Genomic DNA, 15,449 nt, shown 5'->3' with positions numbered 1-15,449 from the left:
GAGCGAACGCGCGACAGAGGCGCGCTCGGGTCGAATTGACATGAAACATGAATCATGCGTCATATATTGGCAGACGCCGCGACCCGCTCATGCCAAGCGCCGACCGGACGTCGAACGGGAGGAGACATCATGAGACATCTTTACGCCGCCGCCGTTGTGGCGGCCGCGCTCGCGGGCGCGCCGGCCATGGCCGACGACATCAAGATCGCCCATGTCTACGGAAAGACCGGCGCGCTCGAGGCCTATGCGAAACAGTCCCACACCGGCTTCATGATGGGACTTGAATATGCCACCGACGGGACGATGGAAATCGACGGTCGCAAGATCGTCGTGATCGAGAAGGATACCCAGCTCAAGCCCGACATCGCCCGCGCGGCCCTTGCCGAAGCCTATGGCGACGACGAGGTCGACATTGCGGTCGGGCCCGTGTCGTCGGGCGTGGCGCTTGCGATGCTCCCGGTCGCGGAGGAATACGGCAAGCTCCTGATCGTCGAGCCGGCGGTCGCCGACAGCATCACCGGCGAAAACTGGAACCGCTACATCTTCCGCACCGCGCGCAATTCCTCGCAGGACGCGATCGCCAATGCCGTCGCGCTCGGCCAGGAGGGCGTGACCATCGCGACGCTTGCGCAGGACTATGCCTTCGGCCGCGACGGCGTCGCCGCCTTCAAGGAAGCGCTCGCCGGCACCGGCGCAACGCTTGCCTTCGAGGAATACGCACCGACCGACACGCAGGACTTCACCGCCAGCGCCCAGCGCATCTTCGAGGCCATGAAGGATGTCGAGGGCCGCAAGTTCCTCTTCATCATCTGGGCCGGCGGCAACAACCCGATCGGCAAGATCAAGGCGATGGAGCCGGACCGGCTCGGCATCGAGATCGCCACCGGCGGCAACATCCTGGCGGCGATGAAAGCCTACAAGGCCCTGCCCGGGATGGAAGGCGCGACCTATTACTACCACGAGATCCCGGAGAACCCGGCAAACGACTGGCTGGTGTCCGAACACGACAAGCGCTTCCAGTCGCCGCCGGATTTCTTCACGGCCGGAGGCATGTCGGCGGCGATTGCCGTGGTCGAGGGCATCCGCAAGGCCGGCTCGACCGACACCGAAGAGCTGATCGCGGCGATGGAAGGCATGTCCTTCGAAACGCCCAAGGGCACGATGACCTTCCGTGCCGAGGACCATCAGGCGCTGCAGTCGATGTACCACTTCAAGATCCGGGTCGATCCGGACGTCGAATGGGGCATTCCCGAGCTGGTTCGCGAACTGAAGATCGAGGACATGTCGATCCCGGTGCGCAACGGACGCTGACGTCCCCCGGAGAGGGAGGCGGCACACGCGCCGCCTCCCTCTCCCGCCTTCTGGCCTGTGAGACGGCGGCCGCGCCGCCGTTTTCCGCCCTCTTTCGGAGATGCAGCCGTGACGCGCGAAGACCCTGCCGGCCAGGCGCCACCCGTCGAGCCACCGGTGCTCGAGACCCGGGACCTGACGATCCGCTTTGGCGGTCATGTGGCGGTCGATCATGTTTCCTGCGCGTTCCAGCGCGGCACATTGACCGCCATCGTCGGGCCGAACGGCGCCGGCAAGACCACCTATTTCAACCTGATCTCCGGGCAGTTGAAGGCAAGTGCCGGAGAGGTCCGCCTCAACGGCGAAACGATCACCAGGCTGAGTGTCGCCGAACGCTGCACCCGCGGAATCGGACGGGCCTTCCAGCTCACCAACCTGTTTCCAAGCCTCACCGTACGCGAGAACGTCCGCCTCGTCGTGCAGGCCCGCGCCAACCGGGGCTTCGATCTGTTCTCGCGCGCCGACAGCCATGTCGAACTCACGGAACGCGCCGATCATGTTCTGTCGGAGGTCAATCTCCTGCAAAAGCGCGAGCTTGCCGTCTCCGCCCTGCCGCATGGCGACCAGCGCAAGCTGGAAGTCGCGCTGATGATCGCGCTCGGCCCCCAGGTGCTGATGTTCGACGAGCCGACCGCGGGCATGAGTGTCGACGAGGTTCCCGTCATTCTCGACCTGATCCGCGACCTCAAGCGCGACCGCGACCGCACCATCCTTCTGGTGGAACACAAGATGGACGTGATCCGCTCCCTCGCCGACCGCATCATCGTGCTGCACAACGGCGAACTCGTCGCCGACGGCGACCCGGGCGAGGTGATGCGTTCGGCCATCGTGCAGGAGGCCTATCTCGGCAAGGCACCGGAACCGGCACCGAAACCGGGCGCGGAGGAAACCGCTCATGGCTGATCCGCTTCTGACGCTTTCCGGCGTCCACACCCACATCGGCCCCTATCACATCCTGCAAGGTGTCGACCTCGTGGTCCCGCGCGGCGGGGTCAGCGTGCTTCTGGGCCGCAACGGCGCGGGCAAGTCCACCACCTTGCGCACGATCATGGGGCTTCTCAAGCCAAGCCGGGGCGAGATCCGCTTCGACGGGCGCTTGATCGGCGGGACGCCGACGCCTGCGATCTCGCGCGCCGGCATTGCCTATGTGCCGGAGAACATGGGGGTCTTCTCCGACCTCACGGTCGGCGAGAACATGCAGCTTGCGGCAACGCAGGGCGCCTTCGATGCGACCCGTCTGTCCTGGATCAAGGCGCTGTTCCCGCCAATCGCAACCTTCTGGGAGAAACCCGCCGGCACCCTGTCGGGCGGGCAGAAGCAGATGCTCGCGGTTGCGCGCGCCATCATCGAACCGCGCCGGCTGATCCTGATCGACGAGCCGAGCAAGGGGCTTGCCCCGGCCATCGTCACGGCGATGACGCGCGCGCTCGGTGAACTCAAGGAGACGGACACGACCATCCTGCTGGTGGAACAGAATTTCGCCATGGCCTCCGCGCTCGGCGACACGGTGTCGGTGATGGACGACGGCCGCGTCGTGCATGCCGGCGACATGGCCGAGCTTTCCGGCGACGCCGGGATGCAGGAACGGCTGATGGGACTGAGCCTGGAGGTGCACCAATGAGCGAAACCGCGATCCGACCCAAGCTGGTGGCGGCGTCCGCCGGCGACCGGCTGCGCAAGGCCGCACCCTTGCTGCTTGCACCCGTCATGGCGCTGGCGGGGCTGATCGCCATCGCCGATCCCGCAACATGGCTCACGCTGACGGTGGCCGGGCTCGCCATGGGTCTGATGATCTTCATCATGGCCTCGGGACTGACGGTCGTCTTCGGCCTGATGGACGTGATCAACTTCGGCCACGGCGCTTTCGTCTCCGTCGGCGCCTTCGTCGGCTTCACCGTGCTGGCCTGGCTTGCCGGCTGGACCGAAAACCCGGCGGTGATCATGAACCTTGCCGCCGTCTTTCTCGCGATCCTCGCCTCCATGGCAGTGACCGGCGTGCTCGGCCTCGCCTTCGAGCGCGTCATTGTCGCACCCGTCTACGGTCATCACCTGAAGCAGATCCTGGTGACCATGGGCGGGCTGATCGTCGCCCAGCAGCTCATCCATGTGGTGTGGGGGCCGGACGCGATCCATGTCGCCCGGCCGCAGTCGCTGCGCGGCTCGGTCATCGTCTTCGATGCGGTGATCGAGAAATACCGCCTGTTCGCCGTCGCCATCGGCCTGGTGCTGTTCCTCGGCATGCGTCACGTCCTGAGATCGACCAAGGTCGGCCTGCTGGTGCGTGCAGGCGTCGAAAACGGCGAGATGGTCGAAGCGCTCGGCTACCGCATCCGCCGGTTGTTCCTCGTGGTGTTCATGGTCGGGTCGGCACTCGCCGGCCTCGGCGGCGTGATGTGGGGTCTCTACAACGAGACGATCACCGCGCATATGGGATCGGACCTGATGGTGCTGGTTTTCATCGTCGTCATCATCGGCGGGCTCGGTTCCATCGAGGGCTGTTTCATCGGTGCGCTGCTGGTCGGCCTGCTCTCAAACTACATGACGTTCCTGGCCCCCAAGGTCGCTCTCGTCTCCACCATCGCGCTGATGGTCGGCGTGCTGATGTGGCGGCCCGAGGGGCTCTATCCCGTCGTCAAGGCGAAGTAGGATGCATCCATGATCGACAGGCTCCTTTCCGGCGACCGCCCGAACTCGCGACCGCTGGCGCTCGTTCTCATCGTCATCGCGCTGGCGCTGGCCTTCGCGCCCTTCCTGTTTCCCGGCACCAAGTCGCTCGATACGGCGGCGCGCATCTGCATCTTCATCGTGCTGGTGGCAAGCTACGACCTGCTGCTCGGCTACACGGGGATCGTCTCCTTCGCGCATACGATGTTCTTCGGCATCGGCGCCTATGGCGTGGCGCTGTCGCTCTCCGCGCTCGGGGCCTCCTTCACCGCGATCCTCGTCGGCGTTCTCGGCGGCACCGCGGTGGCGGGTGCGCTGGCGCTTGCCATCGGACTGTTCTCGCTCAGGGTGAAGGCGATCTTCTTCGCCATGGTGACGCTGGCGGTCGCCAGCGCCTTCGCCGTGCTGGTCTCGCAGCTTTCCACGATCACCGGCGGCGAGGACGGGCTCACCTATCGTATCCCGCGCGTGCTGACACCGGCCTTCAAGCTTCTCGACATGCGCATCCTGGACGTGCGCATCGACGGCCGGCTGCTCGCCTATTATCTCGTCTTCGTCTCCGCGCTGGTGCTCTTCCTGGGGCTTCTCAGGATCGTCAACTCGCCCTTCGGCCGCACGCTGAAGGCCGTGCGCGACAATGCCTTCCGCGCCGAGGCGATCGGCTACCGGGTGATCTGGTACCGCACTGCCGCCACCGTCCTGTCGGCCTGCGTTGCCGCGCTTGCCGGCGCGCTGCTTGCGATCTGGATCCGCTACACCGGACCGGCGACGACACTCTCGATGGAGATCATGATCGACATCCTGCTGATGGTGGTGATCGGCGGCATGGGCACCATGTATGGCGCGATGATCGGCGCCACGCTCTTCATCCTCGCGCAGACCTATCTGCAGAGCCTGATGGGGGCGGCCGAACACGCCACCGGCATGCTGCCGCTCATTCCCGATCTCGTCGCCCCGGAACGCTGGCTGATGTGGCTTGGCGTGCTCTTCATCGTCTCCGTCTATTTCTTTCCCGATGGCGTCGTGGGCCGGCTGCGGAGCCGCGGATGACCCTTCTTCACCCGCGCGTGGCCGGAAGCCGAAGGCTGGACGCGCGCCCGCTCGTGCTGCTGCACGGCTGGTCGTGCCATGGCGGCTTCTTCCGTCCGCAGATGGAGGCGCTCGGCCGCAAGACCCGCGTGATCGCCCCGGACCTTCCCGGCCATGGTGAAAGCGCCCAAACCGGGGACCTGACCATCGGGGCGGCCGCCGATGCGCTCGAGCAGCTGCTTGCGGCGGAGGACCTCGACGACGTCGTGCTGGTCGGCTGGTCGATGGGTGCGCTGGTCGCCTGGTCGATGATCGAACGCCACGGCACGAGCCGTCTCGCCCATCTCGTGGTGGAGGACATGTCGCCGAAGGTGCTGAACGACGCGGACTGGGCGCATGGCACGCGCTCGGGCCTCGATGCCGCGCGCAGCCGGGACTTTGCCCGCGCGGTCTTCAGCCAATGGCCGCGTCTGGTCGGCGCCACCGCGCGCCGCAGCTTCGCGCCGGACGCGCCGGAACAGCTCGTCGGCTTCGCGGAAGCCGAGATGCGCAAGGCGAACGGGCCGGCGCTCGCCGCCATGTGGGGATCGCTCACCGCGCAGGACTTTCGCCACCTCGTCGGCCGGATCGACATCCCCGTCACCCTGACGCCCGGAGGCCAGAGCCAGCTCTACGCCGGAGACGCCGCCGAATGGCAGCTTGAGCGTCTGCAACAGGGCCGCATCGTTCCCGTCCCGCGCGCGGGCCACGCCCCCCATCTGGAGGCCCCGGAGGCGTACAACGCGCTCCTTGCCGAGCTTTGCAAGGCCCAGTAACGCGCGCGGAAAACCCTACGTCAATTCTCAATGCCCTTGCCGGAATGGCCCGTTTCGACTACCATGCCGTCGTTGGACTTTGGTCCTTCACAAGCGGGCTTGAAAATTCGAACCCCGGTTAAGAAAGTTTCGGTATGCGGCGCCTTACCCGGTCCAAAAGACCGGTTCTGTCGGACAGAACTGCCTTTCCCGTTTCTGAATGCCACGCTCGCGCAAGCAAGTGCGCTTACTTGCGCTCTTTAAACTAAGACTCGGGACAGGAGTTTCCCATGCGCCAGACAGGCACCCTCAAGTTCTTCAACCATGATCGTGGTTTTGGTTTCGTCACGCCGGCCGAAGGCGGCAAGGACGTGTTCGTTCACATCACCGCTTTCGAACGTTCGGGCATGGCCGTTCCGGCTGAAGGCACCACGCTGACCTTCGTGACGGAAGAAGATCGTCGCGGCCGTGGCCTCCAGGCCGCGCAGCTCGCGCTCGACTGAGCCTTTCCCGGCACGTCGACCCTGACGAGAACACCGCCGGCCCGCCGGCGGTGTTTTTTTGTGCCTGTCCCGCCCTCAGGCGCCGACGTCTTCCACGTAGACCAGCGCACGCCCCGTGCAGATGACCTCCCCGTCCAGCGTCTCGCAGACCGTTTCCAGGTCGACGAGGTGCTTTTCCGGGCGAAGCCGGGTGACCGTGACCCGCGCCCGCAACGGAACATCGAAGCCCGCCGGCGCATGAAAGGTCATTTCCTGCTTGAGGTAGTTGGTTCCGAAGCCCGGCAGCTTCACGCCCAGCAGATAGGAAAACATCCCGCCGATCAGCGGTTCCGGCACCGTGTCGGGCACATTGTCCAGCCTGGCAAGTGCTGCAAAGTCGGAGGCCTGCGCGCTCGGATAAAGCCGCATGAGTTCCGCGCTCCGACCGACCGCCAGCGCCTCCTGTTGCGGCGTGTCCCGGTCCGGCCCGTCGGGCGCGGACGTTTCGGGGCCGTTTGCTCCAGCGCCCGGCGCATCCCCCAGACGGCACCGTCCGCGCAGCACCTCCGCGTCATCCGCCACCCGCCGGATCGTGATCGCAAGGTCATCGGCATCCGTGTCGCCCGGCACAACGGCGATCGTCAGTTCCTCCTCCGCATAGGCGGGATTGGGAAACATCAGGTCCTGCAGCGCGTGCCGGCAACCGGGCCATCGGGTGCGGATCAGCGCCCAGAGCCTGGAATAGAGCAGCATGCCGTGCGACACCGTGCGTCCAAACCGGGTGCGCGCGGAGAACGCCGGGTCGACATGGATCGGATTGTCATCGCCGGACAGTGCCGCAAAGCGGTCGAAATCGACCTGCACCGGTGTCCAGCGAACGACGATTTCCGAGGGCTCGCCGCACACGGCGTCGTCTGCGTGGGACGCGGTCATCGGCCCTGCCTTTCTTCCTTGCCGGTCTCGGCGTGTTGCATCTTGAGGATGTGTTTTTGAACCTTGCCGGCGGCGGTGCGCGGCAGGTCATCGACGATTTCGATGTGGCGGGGCACCTTGTAGCCGGCGAGCCGTTCCCGGCACCAGGTGACCAGCGCGGCGGCATCGATCCCCATGCCGGGGCGCGGGATCAGATAGGCGGCGCCAACCTCCCCCCATTTCTCGTCCGGAACGCCGAGGACCACCGCATCGAGCACCGCCGGATGGGTGACAAGCACGTTCTCGACCTCCGCCGGATAGACGTTCTCGCCACCCGAGATATACATGTCCTTGATCCGGTCGACGATGGCGTAATAGCCGTCGGCGTCCCGACGGGCGATGTCGCCGGAGCGCAACCATCCGCCCTCGGCGAAGGCCTCGGCGGTCGCCTTGGGGTTCTCGAAGTAGCCTGGCGTGACGCCCGGTCCGCGGATCTGCAGTTCCCCCTCCCCGGCGCCTTCGACGACCGCGCCGTTCGGCGAAACCAGACGCACCTCGGTAAGAATCTGCGCCTTGCCCACGGAGCCGATCTTTTCCGGAGCGCGCGCGGCATCGGCCAGGAACACCGTCGGCCCCGTCTCGGTCATGCCCATGCCGTTGCACACGGTCACGCCGCGCGCCAGATAGGTGCGCAGCAGGGGCGCGGGCATCGGCGCCCCGCCGCAGCCGAGCGAGCGCAGCGGCGCGAAATCGACGGTTTCAAAGCGCGGATCGAGCGCGAGTGCCTGGTAGATCGCCGGAACGCCGAAGAAGGCGGTGATCCGGCCACGACCCACGAGGTCCAGCACGGTTTCCGCCTCGAACTTGCGCAACACGATGGAATGACCGCCGGCGAGAAAAAGCGGCAGCGTCATCAGGTTGATGCCGGCGGTGTGGAAGAGCGGCAGGAAGTTCACCGCCGTGTCGTCGCCGGACAATCCTGTCGCCTGGCTGTAGTTCACCGCATTGGCCCAGGCCATCGTCGGTGTCTGGACCACCAGCTTGGGTGCACCTGTGGTGCCGGAAGTGGCAAGCAGATACCAGGGCGCCTCGGCGGGGATCCGCCGGGACGCGGCCGGAGCTGCAGTCGGCGCAAGGCCTTCGGCCACATCGCCAAGGCTCTCCTCCCCCGCTCCCCGCGATGCATCGGCAAAGCCGAGGCGACGAACCGACGTTCCGTCACAAAGGGTTGCCGCCGCCTCGCGGGTGGCCGCGTCATGCAGCAAGATCCGGGCACCGGCCTGCTCCAGCACGGGCGCCAGTTCCGGCGGCGGCTGCCGCCAGTTGAGCGGAAGCAGGATCACGCCCGACTTCTGGGCCGCGAACAACAGAACGAAGAAATCCGGATGATTGTGGCACAGCACCGCGACGCGCTCGCCCTCGCCGAGGCCGAGCGCGCCAAAGGCCCGCGCCATCCGGTCCGCGCGCGCATTCACCTCGGCGAAGGTGAGCGTCCAGCCGCTCGCGTGATCGGTGAAGGCCGGGCGGTCCGGCGTCAGTTCCGCCCGCTGGGCCGCCATGTCGGTAAGCCAGTCCATGTCAGCGTCCTTTCTCCGCAAAAGCCGCCGGTGCCAGAAAGGCTGCCATGCGGGCGGCCGTTTCGGGACGCGCGATCAGCCGCAGGAAGCCGGCGCGCTCACGCTCGAGCGCGGCGGCGACCCGCGCCCGCCGCGACGGCGACCAGACGTTGGCGCGGCTTGCCTTCAGGCTTGCGGGGTCCTTGGAGACAATCACCTTCACCAGCGCATCGGTCTCGCCCTCCAGCTCCTCGGGCGACACAACCCGGCTCGCCAGCCCCAGATCGCGACAGGCGCGCGCATCGAGCCGCGTGTTGAGATACTGCACTTCCAATGCCTTGGCGGCGCCGATGCGCTCGGGCAGAAGCGCTGTCCAGCCACCGTCGGGGGCAAACCCCATGTCGCCGTAGTACGGCTGCAGGAACGCCCGCTCGCTCATCACCGCAATGTCTGAGGCAAGCACGAACCCCACCGACCCGCCGGTCACCGCGCCGTTGACGGCCGCCACCACCGGTGCCGGAAAGGCGAGCAGATCGAGGATGGTGCGGTTGAGGGCGCCCACGATGTCCGCCGAATAGGCCAGAAGCGCTTGCGTGTCCGCGCCGTGTCCGGCAAACCCCGCGACATCGCCGCCGGCGGAGAACGCACGCCCCTTCGCGTTCAGGACAAGCACATGCACATCCGCGCGGGCCGCCCGCGCGAGGCAGTCGCGCATGGCGTCGAGCAGTTCCGGCACCAGGGCATTGCCGCGTCCGGACCGGTCGAGGGTCAGCGTTGCGACACCCGCCTCGACCCGCAATTGCGCAAGATCATGCATGGCCGTCCCCCCGGTCCGAAACGGCAGCGAGGCCATGGACGATCATCTCATGCGCTGTATCGACCATCTCATCGATCGAGGCAGCGCTGCCGAAGACGACGGAATACTCGCCGAGCGAGCGCGCGATGCCCATCAGCGCCCAGGCGCGAATATCCGCGTCGCCCGGGCGGATGTCGCCGTTTTCCGCCGCCAGCGCCAACCCCTCGCGGTAGCCTTCGGCAAAGGTGCGAAAGTAAGCGAGATAGGCCTTGTGGTCGACGAATTGCGCCTCCTGAACGATGCGGTAAAGCTCGGGATGGGCGGCGACGAAGGTCAGGAACGCGTGCAGGCCGGCACGCTCCGCGTCCAGCCGGTCGGCGATGCCCGCGGTCGCCTCGCTGATCGCATGGCGCAGCATGCGCCCCATGTCGGCGACAAGCTCGGAGAAGACATCGTCCTTGCTGGCAAAATAGATGTAGAATGTGCCCTGCGCGACGCCCGCCTCGCGGGTGATCGACCCGATGGAGGCCTCGTTGAAGCCCTGCTCGCCGATGACCCTTTCCGCCGCCGACAGGATGGCGCGCCTGGTCGCCTCGCCGCGCGCGGTCTTCGGCTTGGGCGCCGCCGGCTCCGGCCGCCGGCCCGCAGCCGCTGTCTGGGCCGCGACGGCGGATTTCGCCCGGCTCCGGCTTGAGCCCGCCGCCCCCTTCTCCGGTCGCGAACCGGTTTCCTTCGGATTGCTCACCGTCTCTCCGCCGCCTCCCAACATGAATTATGAATCACTATTCATGTTTTGAGAGGCTGACGCAAGGGGTTTGCCGGCCTGGGCAGGCCGCGCGGGGAGCGCCTTTCCCCGGGATGCACGCGCCAGAAGGACCGGAAGGGATGGCGTTTCCGCCGTGCTACGCTTGCGCGCGGGACGTTGCGCGATCGCCGGAGGGGCGCTGCAGGGCATTGATGCAGGCCGCTGCCCCCAGGCAGACCGGCGAGACCCAAAAGCCGGCCGATATCGTCCCCGTGGCATCCGACACGGCACCGGCGACGAGCGGCCCAACGGTTTGCCCGAGCGCGAAGCTGAGCGTCAACAGCGAGATCGCGGCCGTCCAGTCGCGGGGGGCCAGTTGCCGCTGGGCGACAATCGTGATCGCCGTCGGTCCGGCGAGAAAGCTGCCGCCGAAGATCACCGCCGACACGAACATCGCGACAGGCCCGGAAGAGACCAGGACGGCCAGGGTGCCGACCATGGCCACGGCAAAGACGATGGTCGGACCGAGCCCGCCCTTCAACGCGCCGAGAACCCGCCCCCAGATGAGCGTGGACACCGCCGAGACCAGCCCGAGAACCATCCAGAAGGAGGACATCTGCGTGTCGGAGGTTCCCTGGTTGCCAAGAAGGGCGATGATGAAGGTCATGTAGCCGACGTAACCGGCGCCGAAGAGACCATAGCCGAAGAAGGTCGGCGCGATGCGGCGGAATGCCGGCAGTGCGAGGAGCGGTGAACTGCCCCCCGTCGGTTCGCGAATGTCGCGGACGGCCCAGGCGGCGACCGGCAGCCCCGCCAGCCCGAGACCGCCGAGCGCGATCCAGCCGTGGGTCCAGCGCGCGGCAATGCCGTCGGTTGCCAGCGGCACGGCGATCCCCGCCAGCACGATCCCGACCCCGACGCCCGCGACATAGATCCCCACCATCGTCCCCCTGCGCCCCGGGTCGGGCGAGCGGCAGATCGCGGCCGCCAGAAACGCCCCGATGACGAAAGTATGCGCCGTGGCGAGACCGCCGAAGGTCCGTACCAGAAACAGCACCGTGAAGTCCGGAAACAGGCCGCTTGCAAGCAAGGCCAGCGCACTCAGAAGGAAGCCGGCGAGAAAGGTCCGTTTCGCGCCCCACCGGCTCGCCGCCCAGGGCGCGGTCACCGCGCCGGCGATGTAGCCGACGCCATTCGCCGTGTTCAGCGCCCCCGCCTCGACATAGCTCAAGGCGAGGTCAGCCTGCATCGGCGGCAACAGCAGGGCATAGGAAAACCGCGACAGACCAAGGGCAAGTGCGGCGCCGGTAGACAGCGCAATCGCGGTCGCGAACTCCATGCGCGCGTCATCCGCGCCGCGACCGTTTGCCTCCGCATTTTCCATAGTACCCTCCCGCAGGGTCCACCGGGATCCCCGCCGCCGCTCCCTCCTCCCGTCCCGGCGGCAGCCAAGCTGCGGTCTTGCCGGAACAGCCATCCTTGACTATCCTGTCAAGATTGACATTACTGTCAAGAATAATGTCGGCCGAGGTCCATGCGCATGGTCGGAACCAGACAATTCGATGAAGCCGCGGTAATGCAACGCGCGCTGGACGTGTTTCGTCACAAGGGACTGGCGTCCACCTCCATGATCGACCTTGCGCTCGCAACCGGGGTGCATCGCGGCTCGCTGTACAATGCCTACGGCAGCAAGGATGCGATCTTCCTGACGGCCTTCGAGCAATACGCCCGGGATTACCTGTGCGGGGTTCGCGCCGCGCTGGAGCAGCCGGACGCGCACACCGCGCTTTCAGCCTTCGTCGATCACGTGCTGGCCGGCCTGGCGTGCGGGTCTCCGGCGCGCGGGTGCCTTTCGACACGCACCGCCGCCGAAAGCCAGGAAACCGCCCCGGCGGTGCGCGAGCGCATCCGCGCCTGGCTTCAGGAGCTGGAAGACACCATCGAGGCGTCGTTGCGACAGCCCTTTCTTGCCGACCGGCTGGTGCTCCCACCGCGCGAGACGGCGCGCTTCCTGGTGACCTTCACCCGCGGCCTGGCCGTGATGGAACGCGTCCATCAGGACGACACGCAATTGCGGGAGATCTCATCGTCGCTGATCCGGGTGCTCGTGCGGCAGGACCCGGCAGCCTAGCCGGAGCTGCGTTGCGCAAGATCCGCAAAACGACCGAAACCTGAGCCTTGCCTGCAGGATTTTCGCATCCCGCCGTTGACGCGGCCCCGGTCGCGACGCATATCTAGAAAATGCGTCTTACTCAGCAAACCAACTACGCGGTCCGCACCCTGATCTATTGTGCGGCAAATCCCGACAAGCCCAGCCGGGTCGCGGACATCGCGGCCAGCTTCGAGATGTCGGAAACGCATCTGTTCAAGATCCTCAAGGTCCTGGTCAGCAACGGGTTCGTGCGCACGCTTCGCGGGCGCAACGGCGGGCTGATGCTGGCGCGGCCGGCCGAGGAGATCACCGTCGGCGCCGTGGTACGCGCCGCGGAAGAAAGCTTTCTCCTGGCGGAATGCTTCGAATCGGGGCGCAAGGACTGTCCGCTGATCACATCCTGCGGCTTCAACGGCCTGCTGCATGAAGCGCTGGAAGCCTTCATGAATGTGCTCGACGCGCATACGATCGCGGAGCTGGCAGAGGACAGGGGCGAAATCCGCTTCCTTTTGAACATCGACGCGGCCACGGACGGCACAGCCGCCCGCGTTTCGTAAACGCGGCGACCGGCTGGACGGCGCGAGAGCCCGGACACCAGCGTTCGAAGCGATGAAGTGAAAAGGCCGCCGGGATGTCCCGGCGGCCTTCTTTTTGCGTTCGCGCTCAATCAGCGCGCGCGACAGCGGCTTACTGGATTTCCGTCACGACCTCGAAGTTGTCGCCGGAGACCTTGAACAGGGCATAGGTGCCCGGAACGTCGCCCTTGTCGTCGAAGTTGTGGTCGCCGGCCGCGCCCTTGTAGTCGATGGCGGTGCCGGCTGCGATCAGCTCCTTGGCCTTCGCCCATTCTCCAGCGCGGATCGGCTCGCCTTCGCCGTTGGAAATCTCGCGCAGCGATGCGGAGACCTTGGCCTTGTCGCCGCCGGCCTTTTCGATGGCAAGCGCCAGCATGAAGGCCGCGTCATAGGAGGTCGTGGCGAAGATCGCCGCCGGGTCGCCGCCGATTTCGGCGAATGCCTTGCCGAACATCTCAAGCGAATCCGACTTTTCGCCCACCGGAGCCGAGGAGAGGAAGGTGGTCAGGTTTTCCGCGCCGAGCTCCTTGATCGGGGCATCCGACTTCATGCCGTCGCCGCCGACGAAGTTGGTGAAGAAGCCGTTTTCCAGCGCCTGGCGCAGCATGGTGAGACCGGAGCCGTCGCCGTAATCGAAGATCACCAGCGTGTCGGCGCCGCCCGAGGCAAGCTCGGCCAGGTTCGAACGGTAGGAAGCCTTCTCGCCCTCATGGGCTGCGAAGCCGGCGATCTCGCCGCCATTGCCCTCGAACTCGTCGCGGAAGGATTCGGCAAGGCCCTTGCCGTAGTCGTTGTTGAGATAGGCAACGGCGACCTTGGCCGTGTCGCGCAGGAGCAGCGTGCGGGCAAGCGCGCGCCCCTGGAAGTCGTCGGACGGCACGGTGCGGAACACGGTGTCATTGTCGTTGAGACCGGAGATTTCCGGCGAGGTTCCGGACGGCGAGATGATGGTGACGCCGGCGGGAATGGTGACCGAGTTGGCCGCGGCGAGAACCGAGCCCGAGCAATGCGGACCGACAATGCCGACAACGTTTTCGATGTTGACCGCCTTGGTGGCCGCATCGGTGCCGTTCTGCGGATTGCAGGCGCTGTCGCCGATCACCGCGACCAGCTTTTCGCCGTCGAGAATGCCACCGTTGTCGTTCACCTGCTGGACGGCAAGGCGGGCACTGTCGATCATCGCAGGCGCCATTGCCGCGATCGGACCGGACACCCCGCCCAGAAGACCGATCTTCACGTCGGCCTGTGCCGGTGCGGCCATCGCCGTCGCGCCGAGCAGCGTCGCGGCCAGGGCGGTACGGAACTTGTTCATCACTCACCTCCACTTATGATTCACGCTGCGGCCTGGAGCCGCACGTCTTGCCGGGATCCGTTTTTCCGGTCCCGTCTGAGGCGACAGTCTCAACCGAAACGTGCCGTCCCCACAAGCTTCATTTCGACTTTTCAGACATCTCTGCGCGCGTCCCCTGCGGCTCCGGCAAAAGCCCTTCGGGACGGAAGCGCAGCACCAGCTGCAGCATCAGCCCGATCAGGAAAACGCGCATGTATTTCGCCTTCACCGCATATTCATGCGGCAGCTGGTCGGTGACGATCTCCGACATCGACCAGATGATCCAGACAACGGCCACACCCAGGATCGCGCCGCGATTGTTGCCCGAACCGCCGAGGATCAACATGATCCACACCAGGAAGGTCGCGATCATCGGATCGATCGCCTCCGGCGTGATCGTGCGGTTGAAATGGGCAAACAGCGCCCCGCCCAGTCCCATCAGCGCGGAGCCGAAGATAAAGGCCTCCAGCCGGCGGAACGGCACGTCCTTGCCCATGGCGCGGGCGGCGTCCTCATTGTCGCGAATGGCGCGCATCATCCGCCCCCAGGGCGCTGCGATCTGGCGTTCCACCATCAGATAGGCGACGAACAACACGCTGGCGACGATGGCGAGATAGGCGAGCTGCGAGTAGACGTAGGGAAGATCGCCGAAAGGCCGCGGGATATCGGTGATGCCCCGCGCCGAATTGGTCAGCCAGTCCTCCGACTTGATCACCAGACGGATGATCTCGGCGACGCCAATGGTGGCGATGGCCAGATAATCGGAACGGAACCTCAGACAGATCTTTCCGATCGGCCAGGCGATCAGGGCCGCGGCCACCATCGCCCCGATCCACCCAATCGGCACCGGCAGGTCGAACCCGCCGAGCCGTCCCTCGGCGGCCGGCGACGTCAGGACTGCGGAGGTATAGGCGCCGACGGCGAAGAACCCCGCGATGCCCGCGTTGAAGAGGCCGGTGAAGCCCCACTGGATGTTCAGCCCCAGCGACAGCAACGCATAAATGCAGATGAAAATCGCCATGAAGACGGCATAATTGGCAAGACCGATCCATTCCATGTCAGCC

The 15,449-nt window shown here is 66.2% G+C and carries 16 protein-coding genes; 9 read left to right on the top strand and 7 right to left on the bottom strand.

The annotated features are described in order from the left end of the window. The first annotated feature begins 129 nt into the window (after nucleotides 1-129). The 7 genes from G572_RS0110470 to G572_RS0110440 all read left to right on the top strand — a co-directional run bounded on the left by G572_RS0110470 (nucleotide 130) and on the right by G572_RS0110440 (nucleotide 6,340). On the top strand, nucleotides 130-1,311 hold the full coding sequence (locus tag G572_RS0110470; RefSeq protein ID WP_029058433.1) for a substrate-binding domain-containing protein: 1,182 nt from the start codon (nucleotides 130-132) through the stop codon (nucleotides 1,309-1,311). A 108-nt stretch (nucleotides 1,312-1,419) separates the two neighbouring features. After that, nucleotides 1,420-2,253, top strand: a complete 834-nt coding sequence (locus G572_RS0110465) for an ABC transporter ATP-binding protein (RefSeq protein ID WP_051242165.1) — start codon at nucleotides 1,420-1,422, stop codon at nucleotides 2,251-2,253. Beyond that, on the top strand, nucleotides 2,246-2,971 hold the full coding sequence (locus tag G572_RS0110460; RefSeq protein ID WP_029058431.1) for an ABC transporter ATP-binding protein: 726 nt from the start codon (nucleotides 2,246-2,248) through the stop codon (nucleotides 2,969-2,971). Before G572_RS0110465 ends, G572_RS0110460 begins: the two co-directional genes overlap by 8 nt. After that, nucleotides 2,968-3,996, top strand: coding sequence for a branched-chain amino acid ABC transporter permease (locus G572_RS0110455; RefSeq protein ID WP_029058430.1), 1,029 nt, complete (start codon nucleotides 2,968-2,970; stop codon nucleotides 3,994-3,996). Before G572_RS0110460 ends, G572_RS0110455 begins: the two co-directional genes overlap by 4 nt. A gap of 9 nt (nucleotides 3,997-4,005) precedes the next feature. Next, the gene (locus G572_RS0110450) at nucleotides 4,006-5,064 is read left to right on the top strand and encodes a branched-chain amino acid ABC transporter permease (protein WP_029058429.1); all 1,059 of its coding nucleotides are present in this window, start codon (nucleotides 4,006-4,008) and stop codon (nucleotides 5,062-5,064) included. Continuing rightward, nucleotides 5,061-5,858: an alpha/beta fold hydrolase gene (locus G572_RS0110445; protein ID WP_029058428.1), complete on the top strand. Its 798-nt coding sequence runs from the start codon at nucleotides 5,061-5,063 to the stop codon at nucleotides 5,856-5,858. The genes G572_RS0110450 and G572_RS0110445 overlap by 4 nt, the downstream gene beginning before the upstream one ends. Before the next feature lie 269 nt (nucleotides 5,859-6,127). Next, nucleotides 6,128-6,340 (top strand): cold-shock protein, encoded by a 213-nt coding sequence (locus tag G572_RS0110440; RefSeq protein ID WP_029058427.1) that lies wholly within the window; start codon nucleotides 6,128-6,130, stop codon nucleotides 6,338-6,340. 75 nt (nucleotides 6,341-6,415) lie between these two features. On the opposite strand, the gene G572_RS26665 is transcribed toward G572_RS0110440, so the two are convergent. The 5 genes from G572_RS26665 to G572_RS23400 all read right to left on the bottom strand — a co-directional run bounded on the left by G572_RS26665 (nucleotide 6,416) and on the right by G572_RS23400 (nucleotide 11,712). Then, nucleotides 6,416-7,252: a MaoC/PaaZ C-terminal domain-containing protein gene (locus G572_RS26665; RefSeq protein WP_245566199.1), complete on the bottom strand. Its 837-nt coding sequence runs from the start codon at nucleotides 7,250-7,252 to the stop codon at nucleotides 6,416-6,418. Continuing rightward, the gene (locus G572_RS0110425; protein WP_029058426.1) at nucleotides 7,249-8,808 is read right to left on the bottom strand and encodes an AMP-binding protein; all 1,560 of its coding nucleotides are present in this window, start codon (nucleotides 8,806-8,808) and stop codon (nucleotides 7,249-7,251) included. The genes G572_RS26665 and G572_RS0110425 overlap by 4 nt, the downstream gene beginning before the upstream one ends. Nucleotide 8,809: 1 nt before the next feature. Further along, nucleotides 8,810-9,604 (bottom strand): enoyl-CoA hydratase/isomerase family protein, encoded by a 795-nt coding sequence (locus G572_RS0110420; protein ID WP_029058425.1) that lies wholly within the window; start codon nucleotides 9,602-9,604, stop codon nucleotides 8,810-8,812. Beyond that, on the bottom strand, nucleotides 9,597-10,328 hold the full coding sequence (locus tag G572_RS23405) for a TetR/AcrR family transcriptional regulator (RefSeq protein ID WP_245566198.1): 732 nt from the start codon (nucleotides 10,326-10,328) through the stop codon (nucleotides 9,597-9,599). Before G572_RS23405 ends, G572_RS0110420 begins: the two co-directional genes overlap by 8 nt. Nucleotides 10,329-10,485: 157 nt before the next feature. Then, nucleotides 10,486-11,712, bottom strand: coding sequence for a YbfB/YjiJ family MFS transporter (locus G572_RS23400; protein ID WP_051242163.1), 1,227 nt, complete (start codon nucleotides 11,710-11,712; stop codon nucleotides 10,486-10,488). Nucleotides 11,713-11,868: 156 nt separating this feature from the next. On the opposite strand from G572_RS23400, the gene G572_RS0110405 reads away from it, so the two are divergent. Both G572_RS0110405 and rirA read left to right on the top strand, forming a co-directional pair. Continuing rightward, a complete protein-coding gene (locus tag G572_RS0110405; protein ID WP_029058424.1) occupies nucleotides 11,869-12,459 on the top strand; it encodes a TetR/AcrR family transcriptional regulator in 591 nt (196 codons plus the stop codon). A gap of 110 nt (nucleotides 12,460-12,569) precedes the next feature. Continuing rightward, a complete protein-coding gene (gene rirA, locus G572_RS0110400) occupies nucleotides 12,570-13,037 on the top strand; it encodes an iron-responsive transcriptional regulator RirA (RefSeq protein WP_029058423.1) in 468 nt (155 codons plus the stop codon). Between the two features lie 130 nt (nucleotides 13,038-13,167). Here rirA and G572_RS0110395 read toward each other — a convergent pair whose 3' ends face one another. Further along, nucleotides 13,168-14,367, bottom strand: a complete 1,200-nt coding sequence (locus tag G572_RS0110395; RefSeq protein WP_029058422.1) for an ABC transporter substrate-binding protein — start codon at nucleotides 14,365-14,367, stop codon at nucleotides 13,168-13,170. Nucleotides 14,368-14,485: 118 nt separating this feature from the next. Further along, nucleotides 14,486-15,442 (bottom strand): branched-chain amino acid ABC transporter permease, encoded by a 957-nt coding sequence (locus G572_RS0110390; protein ID WP_029058421.1) that lies wholly within the window; start codon nucleotides 15,440-15,442, stop codon nucleotides 14,486-14,488. Nucleotides 15,443-15,449: the final 7 nt, after the last annotated feature.

Source organism: Stappia stellulata DSM 5886, from assembly GCF_000423705.1.
In the GTDB taxonomy this organism is placed as follows: Bacteria; Pseudomonadota; Alphaproteobacteria; order Rhizobiales; family Stappiaceae; genus Stappia; species Stappia stellulata.
This window is presented reverse-complemented; position numbering and strand designations above follow the sequence as displayed.